This is a genomic window from Halobacillus massiliensis (assembly GCF_900166625.1).
Taxonomy (GTDB): domain Bacteria; phylum Bacillota; class Bacilli; order Bacillales; family Halobacillaceae; genus Halobacillus_A; species Halobacillus_A massiliensis.
The window spans coordinates 1419448-1437485 of record NZ_LT800499.1 but is presented as its reverse complement, the minus strand read 5'-3'; the positions used below and the strand labels follow the sequence as shown (position 1 = coordinate 1437485).

Here is an 18038-nt window from a genome sequence, read left to right as displayed (position 1 = left end):
TATAACCCTTCTCTTTCCAGGTTTTCTACTTATTTCACCTATCAATTAATCTACTGTTTCCAATCTATTCTCCGTAAGAACCATCATCTTCCATTCTTCATTGAATCCTTTCAGGAAAACGATCCCTTCACGGATGTAATTACTTATTTGGACCTCCTGCAGAACTGTAAACTTACTGATTTCGAAAAGGAGGTACTGCTTCTTTTCTTAAAAGGCTGTCGTGTGAATGAAGCCAGCTATTATTTGCAGTGCAGTCCCTCCACTATTAAAAGAATGAGAAAAACGCTTCGCTTAAAAATTTTCTCCTATATCAATTCTTAACCAGTCAATTCTCATGTTAAAATGATGGAGAACTCACTGGAAAGGAAGAATTGTATGTATTATCTTTTGTTTGCTTTGTTTTTTTCCCTTTTCTTAGTGGCCGGTTATGTGACACCGCTCAATCTGTCTTCAACAGGGGCCGCTTTAGCAATAGCTTTTATTATTGCCAATCTATACATGTTTGTTAAGGATAGAAGAAATAAAAAAAGCCGCGATTAAGCTCGCGGCTTTTTACCTATAGTGAAATTATAGGAGTTTGACTTTCATGTTTTTTCTTTTTTAATTTAAGCTAGGATATTTAACACAATAGGTATGGTCATAATACTCAATAATGTAGTAATTAGCGTGATACTTGATACGAGATCAGGTTTTGCGTCAAACTGAACAGCATACATGGTCGTTGTAGCCGCAGAAGGCATAGCAGCAGCCATTATTAAGACACTTGCCATTAAACCGTTCATGGGAAGAACCGTTGTGAGCCCCCACGCAATAAATGGAGAAACTACAAGCCGAAGTAAAGAGGCATAAGTGACTTTTCCCCAGTCCAGTTGTTTAATTGTAATATTAGCGAGCTGCATTCCTAACAGCACCATGACTACCGGTATCGCAGCTTGTCCGAGTAACCCTATGCTGGATAATAAATTGTCTGAAACCGGCACATTAGTAAACTTAGCAGCCAGAGCAATAATTACGGCATATGTAGGCGGCATCTTTAAAACCGTCTGAACAGCGAGCCAAAACCCTGCTGTTCCTTTAGCGGCATAATATACACCAAAAAAGTTCATCACAATTTGCTGAATGACCATAAAAGAAACCGCATATACAAAACCTTGTTCCCCAAAAGCAAATAAAACAATCGGGGTCCCATAATTTCCCGCATTCATAAAAGCTGTAGAGAGAATCAAACCACTTTCTACTGAAGTGCTATAGCGCGCAAAACGTGTAAATACCTTGTTGATTACGAGGATAGACAGAAGCAGAAGAATAGAAAAAGCAATCATCATCATATATTCCTGATTAAATTCTGCCTCATAAAACGTCTCAAACACAAGACAAGGCAATAATATGTACACTACTACCGTGGAAATCGACTTGACCTCCAGCTTTTTAAACTTTTGAAGCAGGTATCCAGCAAAAAAGATTAATATAACGGGCAGGACGACTTCGATAAATATAGACATATCCCCTGATTCTTCCTTTCAAAATATCGATTCTACTAGTTTACCAGAAATCTTTATTCGAAATAGGAGAAAAAAGAGAATAAAAGATCTCATGGTGGGGCTGAGAACCTGGCTAAAAGTTTCCATAAAAAAAGAAGATGGAAATAACAGGAAATTGTCCATCTTCCGCTTTTTAAAACTATTATAAAACTTAAGACGGACAGCTTTTAAGCTGTCCGTCTTTTACTTAGTTCGTCTTCTTAAGCCATACCTCACCATTCTTATAATGAACCTGCTCCGGATATCTTAGGTCTGTTACTTCATCCTGCACTTCTTTAGAAGGAGGTTCAGTCATTAAGGATACAATGACATTAGCTAAAATAGCAGATGATGCCCCGAAAATACCGGCTCCTGTATCTATGATTCCCAGTATCGTGAATCCGAAGAATTTAGAGGCAAAAATATAAGTAAGGGTTACAGTTAAACCAGTGATCATCCCAGCTATTACACCAGGTCCGTTCGATCGTTTCCACCATACACCAAGAACGAGTGCCGGAAAGAAGGAACCTGAGGCTAAGGCAAAGGCCCAGGCAACGATTTGAGTAATCGCTCCAGGAGGGTTTAATGCCAGCAGACCAGCAGCCACTGTGGCAAGAACAATAGACCAGCGTCCTACGAGGAGACGTTTTCTTTCACTTGCCTGTGGATTAATGGAACGATAGTAGATATCATGTGAAAGGGCTGCAGAAATAGCGATCATCAGCCCGCCTGCCGTTGATAATGCAGCGGCCATGGCTCCGGCTGCCATTAAACCAATGACAAACCCACCTAAATTGGCAATCTCGGGTGTAGCCATAACTACAATATCATTGCTGATTACAAGTTCAGACCATTGGAGTATACCATCTCCATTTGTATCCGCAACAGAAAGCTGTCCCGTATCGATCCATGCCGTTGTCCAGGCTGGAAGGGAATTGATGGAAGATCCAGCTACTTCCGTCATGAGAATAAAACGGGAAAATGCTGCATAAACAGGCGCGGATAAGTACAATAAACCAATAAATAGAAGTGCCCACGCCCCACTCCACCTTGCAGCTTTCATTGTGGCTACTGTAAAAAACCTTACGATAACATGAGGGAGTCCTGCCGTACCGGCCATCAATGTAAACATTAAAGCTAAAAACTGCCACTTTGTTGCTTCAGTAAATGGAACCACATATTCTGATATTCCAAGCTGTTGATCAAGCTGCCGCATCTCTTCTATGACGGATCCATAAGAAAGCCAAGGGGCAGGGCTTTGAGTTAACTGTAAAGACATAAAAATAACGGGAATTAAATAGGCTACGATTAATACGAGGTATTGAGCAACCTGGGTCCACGTGATCCCTTTCATTCCCCCCATGGCTGAATAGTAAGCAATTAATACAACTCCGATAAGTGTTCCAATCGAAGTGTTTACCTCTAACAGACGTCCTATAACGATTCCCGATCCAGATAACTGTCCTACAGAATACGTAAAACTAATGATGATTGTTGCGATTGCTGCGATTATTCTAGCGGTGTTGCTTCTATAACGATCTCCAATAAATTCCGGCACTGTATAGCGACCGTATTTTCGAAGCTGTGGAGCCAATAAAAAAGTTAGTAACAAATAACCTCCTGTCCACCCCATAATATAAGCGAGCCCATCATATCCAAGTACCATAACCGTGCCAGCCATACCAATGAATGAAGCCGCACTCATCCAGTCAGCGCCAATTGCCATTCCATTGTAAATAGGAGGTACGCCTCGTCCTGCTACGTAGAAGTCTGATGTTTGTCTCGCTTTATTAAACTGGGCAATCCCTATGTATAAAGCGAATGTTGCAATAATTAATGCCAGAGATATAAGAAATTGTCCATCCACTCGTCATTCCCTCCCCTTAGTGATCCAACACCTTTTTCTCTTCTTCAGTAACTTCGATAAACTCTGGATTAAAGCCGTATTTTTTATCAATCTTGTCACCCACGACGGCATTAACAAACAAAAGAATAATAAAAGTTATTACTGCTCCCTGTGCCCCCATGTAATAGTGAAAAGGGATACCTAATACATTGAAGGAAGAAAGCGGTTCGGCAAAGAAAACAACTCCATATGAAACTGCAGCCCAGATAATTAAATAAATGGCAATCATAGTGGTCCTTGCCTTAAAATAAGCATCGGCATGTTTACGTTCGATTTTTTGCATTTTTTTCACCTCCTTTCAAATCCCAGTGAAACTGCTACCCTCTCAAGTCAAATATAAATTTCACCGTATCCCAAAACGGCATGGGAACCATCCACACCTTAACTAAGGCAAATCCCAGAAGAGTAACCATTGGAAGAGCCAGATAAATCATTTTTTTCTTTTTAAGGAACAAGACAACAGATAAAATTGTAATTAAAGATAATGCCAGAACATAAACCATTAAAACCCTCCATTGAAAGCGTTATCATTATTCAGCAAGTAAAACAAAAATAATAATTATTAGAATTTAATGAATATTACGATAACATTATTATTGATAAGCACACAAATGTCAAATTAAAAACCACCCGTTTCCTGTTATTAATGGAAGCGGGTGGAAATTTAATTGGTATGATTTCTTTTATAATACGAATATGCGCCCATATAAGCAGGGACATTCATTTTTTCGATTTTAAAAAAAGAATTTTTTATATACTGCTTAAACCTTTCAAAATACACTTCATTATTCAATAAAACACTGCCTGAAACGACAAGTTTTGCATTTGAATCAAGAGCCATTTTTTTATAGAATCGATCGACCTGCAGTGCGAGCTGCTCAGCTTCCTGATCTAAAATAGATGTTGCGGCAAAGTCTTTGGCCGCAAGCTGAAGAACCTCTTCTGCCAGACTGGCTACCTCTGTCTTGCTTTGTTTGTAAAACCAATTTTTAACATCATTTATGTCTTTTTTTTGGATGCGGGTAAGAATGTGCTGGGAAAGCTGGGAAAGTGGACCGGCTGATTCTAGGTCATTCAACGTATAACGAATAGCGTGCCTGCCAATGCTGTATCCTCCGCCTTCGTCTCCAAGCAGGTGTCCCCAGCCGCCGGATATGTATATATCTTCTCTAGTCTTCCCAATATGTACAGAGCCTGTTCCCGCAATAGTTAAAATACCGCTTCCTGAGGGTACTGCTGCTTCTAACGCAAGTTCTGCATCTGTCATCAGCGTCACTGTAGCCTCCCAGTTTTTTGCAAGATTCACCTCACTTTTTACCGTGTTAAAACCAGCCATTCCGATAATGATATGTTCTATTTTTTCAGATGCTGAATCCATACAAATTTGCACAGTTTCTTTAATATTTTCAAGCGCCTTTTTATAGTCAATCAAAGGATTCCCAAAACCGGACCGGCACGTAAAAACCGCCTTCCCCTGTTCATTTATCAAGGCTCCTTTAGTAGAAGTTCCCCCTGCATCAATACCGATAATCAACAAAATCACCTCACTTATTATTCCATTTCAAAGAAAGGATAATATATTTGAAATTTAATTTCATTATAGCATATAATAAAGGTAATCTTTTGCTATTTGCCAATAAAGGAGGAATCCTGTGTCCTATATATCCGGAGGTCTTTCTATGCTTAAAAGCGTAGAGTCCAGCCTCCCTGCGTCTGAAAAAAAAATCGCTCAATTTATTATGTCATCACCTGAATCGGTGATCACAATGACAGTCAAGCAATTAGCTGAAAAAAGCGAGACAAGCTCTGCGGCTGTTATACGTTTATGTAAGTCAATGGACTTGAAAGGTTTTCAGGAATTGAAAATGCGGATTGCCGGAGATGTTCAAAAACCTTCTTCTGTGGAGTACCGTGACATTGATAAAGGAGAGTCTTCCCACCATATTATTGAACAGATGACACACAATGGGATTCAAATGTTGAGAGAAACGGACGAAATGCTGAGAAGAGAAGATGTAGACCGTGCAGTGTCCGCTATTTATAATGCTCGTTCTCTACACATTTTCGGTGTAGGGGCTTCAGGTCTTGTAGCCTATGACGCTCAGCAGAAATTTTTAAGAGCGGGAAGCTATGCCTTTTATCTGCAGGATCCCCACCTCTCCTATACATCACTTTCTAATGCAGAAGCTAATGATGTCGCTGTGGTTATTTCTTTTTCAGGAAAAACAAAAGAGACGCTGCAATTTTTAAAACTGGCGAAAAAGAACGGACTACAAACAATTAGTATAACTAAATACGGGTCTTCTCCAATTTCCCAGCTGGCAGACATTCCACTTTACACTTCGGCAACCGAAGAAGCAACGATCAGGAGTGCTGCTACCTCATCAAGGCTCGCTCAGCTCCATGTAATAGACGTATTATTTATGACCTATGTTTCCAACTATTACGATGAGGTCATTGAATTTCTTGATCGTTCTAAAGCAGCAATTGACCATAAGAAGTAAAGCAACCCCCGCTGTGCGGAGGTTGCTTTTTATTGGTGCTTTTTATGTCCTTCACCATTCCCTTTGTCATGCCCCTTTCCTTTGCCTTTGTCATGTCCTTTTCCTTTACCTTTATTTCCTTTGCCTTTTCCATGGTGATGATCGTTATCACTTGTATCAATTAAGGTAACCATAGGATCATGATCACTTGCCCGTCCACTAAGCTCCGAAAAATCAGCATTCATATGCACGGCGTCAATATCCGCAGCTTTTTCTAAATTTTGACTGACTAAAATATGATCAAGTGTCTGTGAATTTCCTTGATAGATATAAGAATAGCGATCTTTATCAGGGAGCTTTTCCGTTAAATTACTTAACTGATTTCCTTTGAGTGTCTGAATGGGTTTAGAGAATTCAAAATCATTAAAATCTCCCATGAACACAAGGTTCGCATGATCTAACTCTGCTTCTGCCTCTTGAATGAAATTATTTAATACCTCAGCCTGCTTCATCCGCTGGACTTCACTGCCTAATTCGACAGGATGGCTGGCACCAAACAGCGCATCATCTCCACCTTTAGAATTTAAATGGTTGGTAACAAAGATAAATGATTCTCCATTAAATTCAAATTCAGCAGCCAGTGATTTTCTTGAATCAGCGAAAGCCTCATCTTCCGGTTCAATTCGACCAGGATTATGAGAAAGACCGTCTTTTGTTACTTCTACGGAAGTTACTGCATCACCTTTTGGTTTGTCTGTTAACGTTACCCGATCCGGGTTATAAATATAACCGACACGGATATTACCACCTGGCTGTCCCCCATCTTCCTTATCGATCGGAGCTATATCTGTATATTCATATTCAGGACCGCCAGCCTCTTCAATGGCCTCAATCAGTGTTTGATAACTTTGGTCAGCTTCCACTGTCCCGTCATCTGCCGCTCCATTGTTATCCTGGACTTCAACAAGGCCGACAATATCAGGAGTGTTCATATTTTCAACGATCTGTTCACCGATCCGTTCTGCTTTTTCTGGGCCGCTTGCCGGTGAGAAATTCTCCATATTGTATACAGCTGCTGATAATTGATCATCCGTACCTTCAAGTTCCGTGATCTCAGGGACAGTATCTCCCTTTATAAGTTCTGGAAACTCACCAGTCGGTCGAATTTTAAAGTTGCTGTAATCGTAACTTACAACACCAGTGGCTCTGCCATCTAACTTGTCACCAGTCACTGCTTCAAGCCCTAAGCCGTCAACATCAAACATAATACGTTCAGGGTTATAGTCGTCAGGAGAAATACGGAGCCCTCCTGCCTGGGTAATCTTCTGTTCTTCACTAGTAACATCATAAACAGTCAGTTCATCATAACTTACTGGAGCAGCAACAACGGCTTCTTCCACAGCGATTAACATTCCTTCAAGACTTTCATAAAAGTCTAGACCATCTTCCTGTGGATCGAAGGCTTCCATGTTATCATCTTCAATGACTTCAGTCGGCGGCATACGATCTTCACCAATAACGACCGGCTCAGGAATCTGATTACCAGAGGACTCAACTCTGACTTCTGAAGCAGTGAGCTGTGTTGTCAGAAGATCATCGGCATCTGAATATCCTTCTTCTCTCCACTCCGTAACCTTACCGTCTACTTCCACAGCATCTCCAGTTTTCACTCCTGAGTTTCGACTGAATACATAAATTCCTTCGGAAGTAGCTATATCATCATCAGGATTTATCGACTGCATATAAAATCCATTTGAACGATCAAGCTTTGTCACAATACCACTTACTTTTTCAACGACTTCACCTTCATATGGTGATGTATGGCCAGCCCCTTGAATATGATGAATTTCTACTTCATCAATTGGTGTAAGGACTTCATAATTAAACTCAGCGATCGGGCTTAACTCTCCATTTTCACGAACAGCGGCTGCTTTAATCGTCGTATTTTCCGTGATAGTTATCGAATCTTCATATAGGGTGCTGTTTCCATCTGGAACAGTACCGTCTGTAGTATATCGAATTTCTGCTCCTTCTTCAGCTGTATATAATTTAACGGTTCCGCCACTGACGATGGAACCAGAACCCGGATCAGCGGTGACAGCGAACACTATCGGCACTACATCTTTTTGGCTGCGAGGTACGAGTTTATATTCTTCAAAGCTGTAGTTTACCACTCCAGAAATTTGTTCATAAGTATTTCCTGTCTTAAGAAGATTCTCATCCTGTGGTGTAATGATGAATTCTCCATGCGAATCTTTTACTGTAAAATCGCCGTAGCTGTTTTTTGATACTACTTCCACATCTTCAACTTTTACAAATTCACCTTCTATATCTTCACCCTGGTCAGATGTAAAGCTTTTAGAGTTTACAAGTTCAGGCTGAGGAACACCCGTACCTTCTGAGACTACTTCCAGATTTGCTGTGGAGGAAAGAATTTGCTGCATTCCATAGTAATCAGAAAACTCGCCAGTTGCAGAGATTTTATCTCCTGTTTCGGCTGGATTTCCCGGAACTCGTACAATGATTCCTGCTGAATCATCCTGAATATAGTAATTTGTCTGTCCACCTGTTTCAAAAGCGGCTGTAACTATCCCTTCGACTTTAACAATACTTCCAGGATCTTCCCCACGTGCCTCTTTAATAGTCTGTAGTTCGACAGGTTCAGTTTCAGGCATTTCATATGAACCTAAATAATCAAAAGTGTTCGCTGCATAACTATCCCATTCTTCAGCTGGTGAAAAATCATCAGCAGGATCTGTGTCTCCCGTATTTACTTCTGGCTGGCGAATAAGGGTTACATCAGCTCCAAAGTTTTTATCATTGCCAATTTGACCGATCGAATCAATTATCTCTCCATCTTTTCTTAAAATAAGCGGGTCATTCCCATTGAAATTTATGGCTGTATTATTGGTCACATCTGCCTTATTCAAGACTTCTTCGTCTGCCCTGCTGTTGGCAGCAACAAAAACTTCCTTACTTTCTAAGGAACCATCCAGTTTGAAAGTGCCCGTCGGTTCTGCTGCCCCATTAGCATACATTTCAATGCTGTAGGAGGATAGATCGATATCAATTTCAGTACCATTATAAATTTCTACAGCTTTATTGTATCCGCTGCCCTCTATGTATTCTGAAAAGAATAAATCCGATTCTCCTTCCACCTGTGCGGAAGAATGCAGACTAGATAAGGGACTTAAAGCTAATACAGCTGCCATACTTGCGATAACTGTCTTTTTCATTTGAGATTACCACTCCTGCCAATAAATATAATTACTCTTACAGTATAAAAGAATAATTTGGAATAACTATCATAATATTGTAAATTATTTAAAATGAGACATTAGTTATAAAAGATTCGCATTATTTAGTAGCTCCTCTTTCCTATAGTTCTAAACAGAATAATAGCTTTTATTACATCCTCCCCGTAAAATAAAAGGCAGAGGTGATAAGATGAAAATTGAGATATGGTCTGATTTTGTGTGTCCCTTTTGCTATATAGGAAAAAGAAAGCTGGAGACTGCTTTGGAGCAATTGTCTTTTACAGACGCTGAAATTATATATAAGAGCTTTGAACTTGATCCAGGGGCATCTAAAAATTCTGGACAAACCATTCATGAAAAACTGGCAGAAAAATACGGAAGAAGTATAGAAGAAGCAAAACAAATGACTTCAAATATGGAACAGCAGGCAGCTGAAGTCGGACTTACCTTTAATTTTGATAAACAAGTACCGACTAATACGTTTGATGCTCATCAGCTTACTAAAATAGCAGAAAGCAGAGGACTGGATAAAGAAGTCGCTGAAAAACTATTTGAGGCCGTATTTACGAAAGGTCAGGATGTCGGCAACATCGATATACTATCTACCATAGGCAAGAGCTGCGGGCTCACTGATGAAGAGATTCGTGACGTGCTGATTAATAGCAAATTCTCGGCCAAAGTGCGTGAAGAAGAAATGGAAGCACGTCAACTGGGTGTACAAGGTGTACCATTTTTTGTGTTTAACAGCAAATATGCCATATCAGGTGCTCAGCCTATCGAAACCTTTGTCCAAAGCATCCAGAAAGTGCTGGAGGAAGAAAGTGAAAAACCAGTACTAGAAGATCTCAGTTCCCATAAAGGCGCAGCCTGTACAGATGACAACTGCTGATTTTTCCAGGAAAATATAAATTTAGTTTAAATAAAAAAAGCGTGAAATACAGATATTGTTATCCGATTTTCACGCTTTCTTTATTTTGATTTATAAGCAAAACAAATTCCCTGTGAGCTAGCTCTTACTCAATAACCGTCTAAGCTCTTAATAAATCGTACGAAAGCTTCCTTCCCTTCGGATGTTCGTTTAAATACACCCGAATGCTCCAAAACCGAAGAGAAAGTTTTTCCTATTTCCCGCCGTAATACACTCTTAATGTTGGATTCATTCAATTTAGGTTCAGCTTCCACAATTTTAAGCGCCCAGTCCACATGTTTAGCTGTTTTTTCATTCGCCCGTCCTTTTACAATCAATTGGTTAGTAAGGATATATTGGCTCAGCTCGTCCATTTCATCAATAAGCCGTCCCGGAAGAACAGCGAGCCCCATAACCTCAATGAGTCCAATGTTCTCTTTTTTAATATGGTGCACTTCCTCATGCGGGTGGAATATTCCTAATGGATGTTTTTTATCTGTACGATTATTTCTAAAGACAAGATCCAGTTCAAACGTACCACCCCTCATTCTGGCTATAGGAGTAATCGTATTGTGTGGTTCTTCATTAGAGCGGCTCAGAATTCCCACGCTCTCATCTGTATACTCTCGCCAGGCAGATAGAATTTCTTCACCTAGCTCTGTCAACTGTCTCCTGTTTTCACTTTGCAGCCTCAGTACCGACATCGGCCAATTAACGATCCCAGCTGTTACTCCAGGGTGCTTATTAAAATTGTATGTCTCCTCAACTGGTGCCTTTGCCATAGGAAAATCATGGTACCCAGCCTGGAAATGATCATGACTCAGGATAGATCCTCCTACAATGGGCAAATCTGCATTCGACCCAACAAAGTAATGAGGATACTGTTCAACAAAATCAAGAAGCCTGTCAAATCCCGCTTTTGATACTTTCATTGGTCGGTGATCTCTTGAAAACACGATGGCATGTTCATTGTAATAAACGTAAGGAGAATACTGAAGATACCATCTCTCTCCCTCGAGTTCCAATGGAATAATTCGATGATTGTGTCTGGCCGGATGGTCAAGCCGCCCTGCATAACCGACATTTTCTTTGCACAATAAACATTTTGGATAAGAGGCTGAAGTGTTGCCTTTGGCGGCCGCGATTGCTTTTGGATCCTTCTCAGGCTTCGATAAGTTAATCGTTATCTCCAAGTCGCCATATTGAGTTGGGCTGAACCAATGCACGTTTTTAGCAATCCGATTGGTTCTAATATAATTGGAGTCTTTAGAAAGCTGATAAAAATAGTCAGTAGCTCTTTCTGCATTCTCTGACTGATATTTTTCATAAAAAGTACGAATCACTTCACCAGGGAAAGGAACTAGCTTATCCATAATCTTCGTATCAAAAATATCCCGATCCGTGATGGCATTCTCTATTAATTTTTCATCTATGGCATAGTCCAGCATTTTGTCCAGAATAGGCACAGGGTTCTTCAAAGATTCATTTTCAGTCTCAACTGACTCGTAGGTGCTGAGTTCAAAAATATCTAGAAGGGAATTCCGCACATAATCAATATCCCATACTGAAATTAGCTTTTTCTCTATACCATATTTAATCAGCCTGTCAATTTCCTTATAGATATTTACTTTCATGCCGCTGTCTCCCTTCTACACTTCATTCTCGTATCCATCTGGATTCTTTTGAAACCAATTCCAGGCGGTGTGAATCATAGTTTCCAGTTCCGAATACTTCGGCTTCCACCCCAGTTCTTTTATAGCTTTTTCAGACGATGCCACAAGCTGTGCGGGATCGCCCGCCCGTCTGGGAGCAGAGTCTGCCGGAATCTCATGGCCGGTAACACGCCTGGCAGCATCGATAACTTCTTTTACTGTAAAACCTTCCCCATTCCCCAAATTAAAAGTATTGCTCCCTTTTCCAGCTTTTAAATGCTCAATAGCGAGAAGGTGAGCATCTACTAAGTCTGTAACATGAATATAATCCCTTACACATGTCCCATCTTTGGTAGCATAATCTTCTCCAAATATAAAGACTTTTTCTCTCTTCCCAAGAGCTACTTGCAGGATGATCGGAATTAAGTGTGTTTCTGGACGGTGGTCTTCACCAATTCTTCCTGCTGGGTCTGCACCCGCGACATTAAAATATCTTAATATTACGTATTCAATCCCATGAGCCTTTTCTGTCCATTTCAGCATTTTTTCAATGGCCAGCTTCGTTTCTCCGTAAGGATTAGTGGGAACCGTAGGATCTGTTTCCTGAATAGGCATGCGTTCAGCCTCTCCATAGGCAGCGGCTGTTGAAGAGAACACAATTCTTCGAACATTATGAACAGCCATAACTGAAAGTAAGCTTATCGCTCCATTTACATTATTATCGTAATACTTCAGGGGCTGCTCAACACTTTCACCGACAAGTGAATCTGCAGCAAAGTGAATGACAGAAGCAATCTCATTTTCTGAGAACACTTCGTTCAGAAATTTCTTGTCCCGAAGGTCGCCATTATAATATTTTGCACCTTCTAACACTGCGGCTCTATGACCATTTTGCAAGTTGTCTATGATGACAACCGATTCATTGTTATCTAGCAGCTGAGCTACTGCGTGGCTTCCAATAAAGCCAGCCCCCCCACACACAAGTACAGCCATTACCCTTCCACCTCCGAAAGTACCTTTGCCCCATCTCCAATATCAACTACATAAAAGTCTGCCTTAAGCCCGGTTGCTTCCGAATATTTCCGGCCTACTTTTTCGATAAAACTTTCTACTACATTTTCTTTCACTAAATTAATCGTGCAGCCTCCAAAGCCTGCTCCTGTCATCCGGGATCCGATCGCCCCTTCCTCCCAGGCAGCTTCGGTCAAGGCATCCAGCTCTTTCCCTGTCACTTCATAATCATCTCTTAAGGAACGATGGGAATCATTCATCAGCTTTCCGAAATCTTCTACTTTTCCCTGCCGTAATTTTTCAACCGCTTGAATGGTACGGGCATTTTCATATACAGCATGACGGGCCCTTTTTCGAACAACTTCTTCACTTATGAGATGCTTGTTTTCTTCAAATTCCTTAATCGTCAGGTCTCCAAGACTTCTGATCTTCACATTTTGTTGTAATTCTTTAAGGGCCTGTTCACATTCCTGTCGGCGCTCATTATATTTTGAACCTGCTAAGCCCCGGCGTTTATTGGTGTTTGCGATCACCAATTTTTCTTCTTTTAAATTAATTGGGGTGTATTCATAGTCAAGCGACTCACAATCCAGAAGAATGGCATGGTCCTTCTTCCCCATACCAATAGCAAACTGGTCCATAATGCCGCAATTAACTCCGACAAACTCATTTTCTGCTCTTTGAGCAATTTTCACTAATTCAATTCGATCAATATTTAAATTAAATAACTTATTTATAACAACTCCAGTTACCAATTCTATTGATGCAGAAGATGACAAACCTGCTCCGTTAGGAATATTTCCGTAATAAGCTATCTCTACTCCGTCTGAAAGTTCTTCTACCGTTTCCTGGATGCCGGCTATAACTCCTTTTGGGTAATTCGCCCAGTCGTGGACTTCGTTAAATACGAGCTGATCCAGATCTGTTTCAATCACTCCAAGTTCAGGAAAATTCATAGAAAATAGCTTAATCTTCCTGTCCTCTCGTTTTCTTGCGACTGCATATGTCCCTACATTTAAAGCACATGGAAATACATGGCCTCCATTATAGTCAGTATGTTCTCCTATTAAATTCACGCGACCGGGTGCATAAAAGTGAGTGAGTTCATCATTTTGGCCAAATCTCTCAATAAAAGCTTCCTGTAGTCTTTTCATATTTTTCACCCTCTGACTTTTAATAGTTATTTTTTTATTTAGTTGGTTAGTTAATTAATTTATTTAATTAACTATAAAACTACTATTTATAGATTTTTCTGTCAATGGTTTTTACCGAATTAATATATCCGGTCTTTTGTAAATTTTCTGATCAACTGTAATGTTTTGATATACCCATCTATTGGTATGTGTCAGAAAATCTATTCCTTCTTCTTTAACCAGGATGGTATCTTCCGACTTTACGCCAGGAAGAGAAGGATTCCACGCATAAGCCTGGTTCACTTCAATTTTAGCAGGTGTTTCAGGATCTGCCAGAAACTCTCTTGATGAGTAGCCCGTTAACCCACCTTGGTGCAATAGTTTCCAGTCATTTGGAAATCCTTCTTTTTCATACTGACTAATTCCCGCCCGAATTACTTCACCAGCTGTTACTCCCGGCATTGTGGCATTATTCATCACCGCATCTATCCGTGCTGCTTTTTCTTTATGAACTTGTAATTCTCTAGAGAGGTCGCCAAAATGAACAAACCTTGTAACATTGGCCACGAGGCCATGCCTTTCTGCACAAAGTACTATCATAGCATGCTTTTCTAGTGGCTTATTTGTAGGAATCGGATGACGGTATTTATAGATACGATCATCTGTAGCTACTAAGGTGACTTGTATTCGAATTCCTTGAGCAAGTACTTTAGCGGCAAGGTGGGCTTCGATTTCATGTTCTGTCTGACCTTGCTCTATTTCATAACAAGTTTCTTCTACTGCAAGAGCCGCTCGCTGACAAAGCTCTCGATATTTATTCTGCTCAAGTTCACTAAGTATAGATCTTATTTTTACTAATTCCTGCTCAACCACCTCCCAGTCGCTGAATGGACTATCCGTGGCCATTCTTTTTCCTTCTCCCGCCTTATGAATAAGCTGATCTATATCCTCATACCAATCATCAGCTAAGACTTTTACTTCATAGGGCAATTGCGCACACTCTTCTTCGACCAGGCGGCGTTCTTCCATTTTAGATGTGATAAGATATACTTCATCTGGTGTAATCAGCAGATCAGCTACTCCTAACTCTGTTGTTTGAACAATATGGTTATATCTCCCCTGAGTCACCCACGAAAAATTATTCCTTTTTCTTAACAGCAGTCCATCAAAGCCTTCAGTTTCTAAAAACCCTCTTACTTTATCTATGATCAAGTTTTTTCCCTCCTTTTATTGATATCTTCTAAAATAAAACTTACTTAATTAAATTAACTATTATTTATGTTATTATAGGATTACAAAGAAAACAAACTATTTTTAAATTTTCCCGTAACCAATTGGAGGAATGGAAATGCAAGTGAAGGGCAGCTTTCAGCTAATGAAATCCCTGAACCGCACTGTAATCTTAAATAAGATTCGTACGGACGGACCTATCTCTCGGGCAGATATTGCAAAAGAAACGAAACTGACTCCGCCTACTGTCAGCAGTATTGTAAAAGAGCTATTGGAGACAGAACTCGTTATAGAAAGTGCTCAAGGACAGTCAAAAGGCGGCCGGAAACCTACTATGCTTATTATTAATGCAATAAACTTTTATATTATCGGTATTGATGCAGGTCCTGCTCAGCTAAAATCTCTCCTTACTGACTTGAACGGAACAGTTATTAAAGAGCGTTGTTCAGAAATTATAAAACCGACTACTAATGAGAAGTTTTTATCACTTATGAAAGAAGAAATTGAGAGTTTGATGGATGTAGATAAAGAAAAAATTATTGGGATCGGTGTAGGAATGCACGGAGTCGTGGATGTTACAAATGGGACTTCTTTGTTCGCGCCTAACCTCCAGCTGAGAGACATTCCCATTCAACAATCATTGGAGAAGGATTTTGGCATTAGTGTGCGGGTAGAAAATGATGCGCGTGCTATCGCCCTTGGAGAGTTATGGTTTGGGAACGGAAGTAATGCTGAGAATATTGTAGCTGTAAACCTGGGACGCGGTATTGGTGCTGGTATGATTATAAATGGCGAGCTGTTTCACGGAGAAGGATTTATTGCCGGTGAAATTGGGCATATGACCATTGATATTCGGGGAACTAAGTGCAGCTGTGGGAATTATGGGTGTTTACAGACTTTAGCTTCTGGTCCAGCCATTGCCGAAAGGGCAGCCAAAGAAATATCCATCGGTAAAGAGAGTTTGCTGCGAGACAAAGTGGGCCATGATCTAGAAAAGATTAACGGAAAGATGATCTACGAATCTGCCCTAGAAGGAGACTCATTAAGTAAAGAAGTTTTAAAAGAAGCTGGTATTTACCTTGGAATAGGTCTTACCAATTTGATTCATACCATTAATCCTACCAAAATTATTATCGCTGGCGGTGTGTCACAAGCGGGGGAATTACTTCTTAACAGTGTAAAAGATACAATCCAAAATCGGGCCATGACAACTTCTGCTAAACAGACAACAGTGATGACTTCGAAATTTGGGGAACATGCTACCTCTCTGGGAGCAATTTCACTAATTCTTGCTGAACTATTTTCAAGAACTGAGACTTAATAAATTCTCCTCCTAATTCCCTTCTCTTTAAGAAGGGAATTTTTTCAGGAAATCCTTAACCCCCTTTACATTTTTTTCTAACGAGAGATAATAAATAATAAGTGGTTCAATAAGGACTGAAGATGAAACAAGGAGAGTGATGGATATCGACTTTTCACATTTTCCATATACAAATATGGGTAAAGACAGTCCTCCTGGAACTCCTGGTGTATGGTATACCGGAGCCACTCCCTCCCCTATTGATAAAAATAAGGCTCCCATTGTATTTATACATGGATTAAATGGCTCTTCGTATATATGGATAGAAGAAAGCAACATGTATGAAATTGCATTTAATGAAGGCTTTCAGACTGCATTTGTAGATCTTTATCCAACTAAGGATATGTGGAACAACGGTGAGCTCCTCGCCAGTCAGTTAAAAGAAATTTACAACCACTTTGGTGAAAAAGTCATACTTATTGCTCATAGTAAAGGCGGTATAGATGCCCAGACTGCTCTCTTCCACAACGGCGCCTCCTCTTATGTTCAAAGAGTTATTACTCTTTCATCGCCACATCATGGGGCTGAACTGGCAGATTTAGCTTACAGCAGCTGGGCTGGCTGGCTTGCAGAAATACTAGGGAGCAGGAATGAGGCTACATTTTCCTTACAGACAGGAAATATGAAATTATTCCGTAGTAGAATAGATAACTATCCAGCGATTAAAAAAGTACCTTTTTATACAATGGCCGGTACAGGCTGGGGATTTTTTGGCACATCTCTTTACTGGGGAGGTTTATATTTAAGTAGTTATGGCAGCAATGATGGAGTAGTTACAGTAAAGAGTTCCAGACTGTCTTATGCCAATGAAATTGGAGTCAGCGACTGGAATCATTACGAGATTTTACAAGGAAATTTAACATTTCCATTTTTTCATGATTACTTATTTAAAAACATAACCCAGCAACTGGCAAACACATTACCTGCTAAACCTTCGACTACTGCGGCATCTTATGTACGCGGCGGCTACTCTGTGGAGGAAACAGAAGAAGATTTTTACGTAGAAGATGGTGTGGATGCTGTTACGATTAATTGGATTAGTGATCAAATGAATACAGACTTAAGTGTAAAAGGTCCTGCTGGAGAAGTATTCACTGAGTTTAAAAGTCATGTTGACCAAACCTATATATTTCAAGGAAGCGCTCATCATTTTTTAAAAATTGATCACCCACAAGCTGGAAAATGGAGTATTCATTCAAAAAACAAAAACAGTCGTTACTTATTAATGATCCATTATCAAAGCTATTTAAATAAAGAATTAGAGCTGGCTCTTGATGAAGCAGATAATATGATAATCTCTCTACAGAAAGTTCCTCCTTTTATTGGTTCAATTAACAGTACGATCAGACTTGAGCATTACCATTCAGGAAAGCAAACGTCTCACACCTTTCCATGGACCCAAGTGAACGCTTTTTCGAAAAAAATAGCAAATCTTGGTGAAGGAGTCTATAATTTTACGATAGATATCTATGGGAAAACGTTGGGAAATTATCCTTTTAATCGAACGGTTATATCTTCTGTATACATGGATTCCAGTGGTAAGCTATATAAATAAAAAACCTTTTCTTTTTGAGAAAAG

Annotated in this window: 15 protein-coding genes; 5 read left to right on the top strand and 10 right to left on the bottom strand. The window is 40.0% G+C overall.

Annotation, left to right across the window (positions count from 1 at the left end):
* Nucleotides 1-375 precede the first annotated feature (375 nt).
* Entirely contained in the window at nt 376-540 is a 165-nt protein-coding gene (locus B7E06_RS21820) for a hypothetical protein (protein ID WP_179134008.1), read from the top strand.
* A 65-nt stretch (nt 541-605) separates the two neighbouring features.
* Here B7E06_RS21820 and B7E06_RS07090 read toward each other — a convergent pair whose 3' ends face one another.
* From B7E06_RS07090 to B7E06_RS07070, 5 genes are all read right to left on the bottom strand, one after another.
* Nucleotides 606-1502 (bottom strand): AEC family transporter, encoded by an 897-nt coding sequence (locus B7E06_RS07090; protein ID WP_082233315.1) that lies wholly within the window; start codon nt 1500-1502, stop codon nt 606-608.
* 226 nt (nt 1503-1728) lie between these two features.
* Nucleotides 1729-3387: a sodium:solute symporter family protein gene (locus B7E06_RS07085; RefSeq protein ID WP_082233314.1), complete on the bottom strand. Its 1659-nt coding sequence runs from the start codon at nt 3385-3387 to the stop codon at nt 1729-1731.
* 16 nt (nt 3388-3403) lie between these two features.
* Nucleotides 3404-3709: a DUF4212 domain-containing protein gene (locus B7E06_RS07080; RefSeq protein ID WP_082233313.1), complete on the bottom strand. Its 306-nt coding sequence runs from the start codon at nt 3707-3709 to the stop codon at nt 3404-3406.
* 34 nt (nt 3710-3743) lie between these two features.
* Nucleotides 3744-3929, bottom strand: coding sequence for a hypothetical protein (locus tag B7E06_RS07075; protein WP_082233312.1), 186 nt, complete (start codon nt 3927-3929; stop codon nt 3744-3746).
* 161 nt (nt 3930-4090) lie between these two features.
* Entirely contained in the window at nt 4091-4960 is an 870-nt protein-coding gene (locus B7E06_RS07070; RefSeq protein WP_179134006.1) for an N-acetylglucosamine kinase, read from the bottom strand.
* A 145-nt stretch (nt 4961-5105) separates the two neighbouring features.
* Between B7E06_RS07070 and B7E06_RS07065 the strand changes: the two genes are divergently transcribed.
* Nucleotides 5106-5930 carry a MurR/RpiR family transcriptional regulator gene (locus B7E06_RS07065; RefSeq protein ID WP_082235937.1) on the top strand — a complete coding sequence of 275 codons (825 nt, stop codon included), beginning with the start codon at nt 5106-5108 and terminating at the stop codon, nt 5928-5930.
* Nucleotides 5931-5959: 29 nt separating this feature from the next.
* On the opposite strand, the gene B7E06_RS07060 is transcribed toward B7E06_RS07065, so the two are convergent.
* Complete coding sequence (locus B7E06_RS07060) at nt 5960-9145, bottom strand: chitobiase/beta-hexosaminidase C-terminal domain-containing protein (protein ID WP_082233310.1); 3186 nt, start codon at nt 9143-9145, stop codon at nt 5960-5962.
* A 211-nt stretch (nt 9146-9356) separates the two neighbouring features.
* On the opposite strand from B7E06_RS07060, the gene B7E06_RS07055 reads away from it, so the two are divergent.
* Entirely contained in the window at nt 9357-10055 is a 699-nt protein-coding gene (locus B7E06_RS07055; RefSeq protein WP_082233309.1) for a DsbA family oxidoreductase, read from the top strand.
* A 128-nt stretch (nt 10056-10183) separates the two neighbouring features.
* Here B7E06_RS07055 and galT read toward each other — a convergent pair whose 3' ends face one another.
* The 4 genes from galT to B7E06_RS07035 all read right to left on the bottom strand — a co-directional run bounded on the left by galT (nt 10184) and on the right by B7E06_RS07035 (nt 15081).
* Entirely contained in the window at nt 10184-11707 is a 1524-nt protein-coding gene (gene galT, locus B7E06_RS07050; protein ID WP_082233308.1) for a UDP-glucose--hexose-1-phosphate uridylyltransferase, read from the bottom strand.
* Between the two features lie 15 nt (nt 11708-11722).
* Nucleotides 11723-12718 carry a UDP-glucose 4-epimerase GalE gene (gene galE, locus B7E06_RS07045; protein WP_082233307.1) on the bottom strand — a complete coding sequence of 332 codons (996 nt, stop codon included), beginning with the start codon at nt 12716-12718 and terminating at the stop codon, nt 11723-11725.
* Nucleotides 12718-13890 carry a galactokinase gene (locus B7E06_RS07040; protein ID WP_082233306.1) on the bottom strand — a complete coding sequence of 391 codons (1173 nt, stop codon included), beginning with the start codon at nt 13888-13890 and terminating at the stop codon, nt 12718-12720. The genes galE and B7E06_RS07040 overlap by 1 nt, the downstream gene beginning before the upstream one ends.
* Nucleotides 13891-14001: 111 nt before the next feature.
* Nucleotides 14002-15081: a M24 family metallopeptidase gene (locus tag B7E06_RS07035; protein ID WP_245807693.1), complete on the bottom strand. Its 1080-nt coding sequence runs from the start codon at nt 15079-15081 to the stop codon at nt 14002-14004.
* Nucleotides 15082-15217: 136 nt separating this feature from the next.
* Between B7E06_RS07035 and B7E06_RS07030 the strand changes: the two genes are divergently transcribed.
* Both B7E06_RS07030 and B7E06_RS07025 read left to right on the top strand, forming a co-directional pair.
* A complete protein-coding gene (locus tag B7E06_RS07030) occupies nt 15218-16420 on the top strand; it encodes an ROK family transcriptional regulator (protein ID WP_082233305.1) in 1203 nt (400 codons plus the stop codon).
* A gap of 139 nt (nt 16421-16559) precedes the next feature.
* Nucleotides 16560-18014 (top strand): esterase/lipase family protein, encoded by a 1455-nt coding sequence (locus tag B7E06_RS07025; protein WP_082233304.1) that lies wholly within the window; start codon nt 16560-16562, stop codon nt 18012-18014.
* Nucleotides 18015-18038: the final 24 nt, after the last annotated feature.

Coding starts and splice junctions, on each gene's coding strand:
- B7E06_RS21820 (WP_179134008.1), top strand. CDS start 376: ATGTATTATCTTTTGTTTGCTTTGTTTTTTTCCCTTTTCTTAGTGGCC.
- B7E06_RS07090 (WP_082233315.1), bottom strand. CDS start 1,502: ATGTCTATATTTATCGAAGTCGTCCTGCCCGTTATATTAATCTTTTTT.
- B7E06_RS07080 (WP_082233313.1), bottom strand. CDS start 3,709: ATGCAAAAAATCGAACGTAAACATGCCGATGCTTATTTTAAGGCAAGG.
- B7E06_RS07075 (WP_082233312.1), bottom strand. CDS start 3,929: ATGGTTTATGTTCTGGCATTATCTTTAATTACAATTTTATCTGTTGTC.
- B7E06_RS07065 (WP_082235937.1), top strand. CDS start 5,106: ATGCTTAAAAGCGTAGAGTCCAGCCTCCCTGCGTCTGAAAAAAAAATC.
- B7E06_RS07060 (WP_082233310.1), bottom strand. CDS start 9,145: ATGAAAAAGACAGTTATCGCAAGTATGGCAGCTGTATTAGCTTTAAGT.
- B7E06_RS07055 (WP_082233309.1), top strand. CDS start 9,357: ATGAAAATTGAGATATGGTCTGATTTTGTGTGTCCCTTTTGCTATATA.
- galT (WP_082233308.1), bottom strand. CDS start 11,707: ATGAAAGTAAATATCTATAAGGAAATTGACAGGCTGATTAAATATGGT.
- galE (WP_082233307.1), bottom strand. CDS start 12,718: ATGGCTGTACTTGTGTGTGGGGGGGCTGGCTTTATTGGAAGCCACGCA.
- B7E06_RS07040 (WP_082233306.1), bottom strand. CDS start 13,890: ATGAAAAGACTACAGGAAGCTTTTATTGAGAGATTTGGCCAAAATGAT.
- B7E06_RS07030 (WP_082233305.1), top strand. CDS start 15,218: ATGCAAGTGAAGGGCAGCTTTCAGCTAATGAAATCCCTGAACCGCACT.
- B7E06_RS07025 (WP_082233304.1), top strand. CDS start 16,560: ATGGATATCGACTTTTCACATTTTCCATATACAAATATGGGTAAAGAC.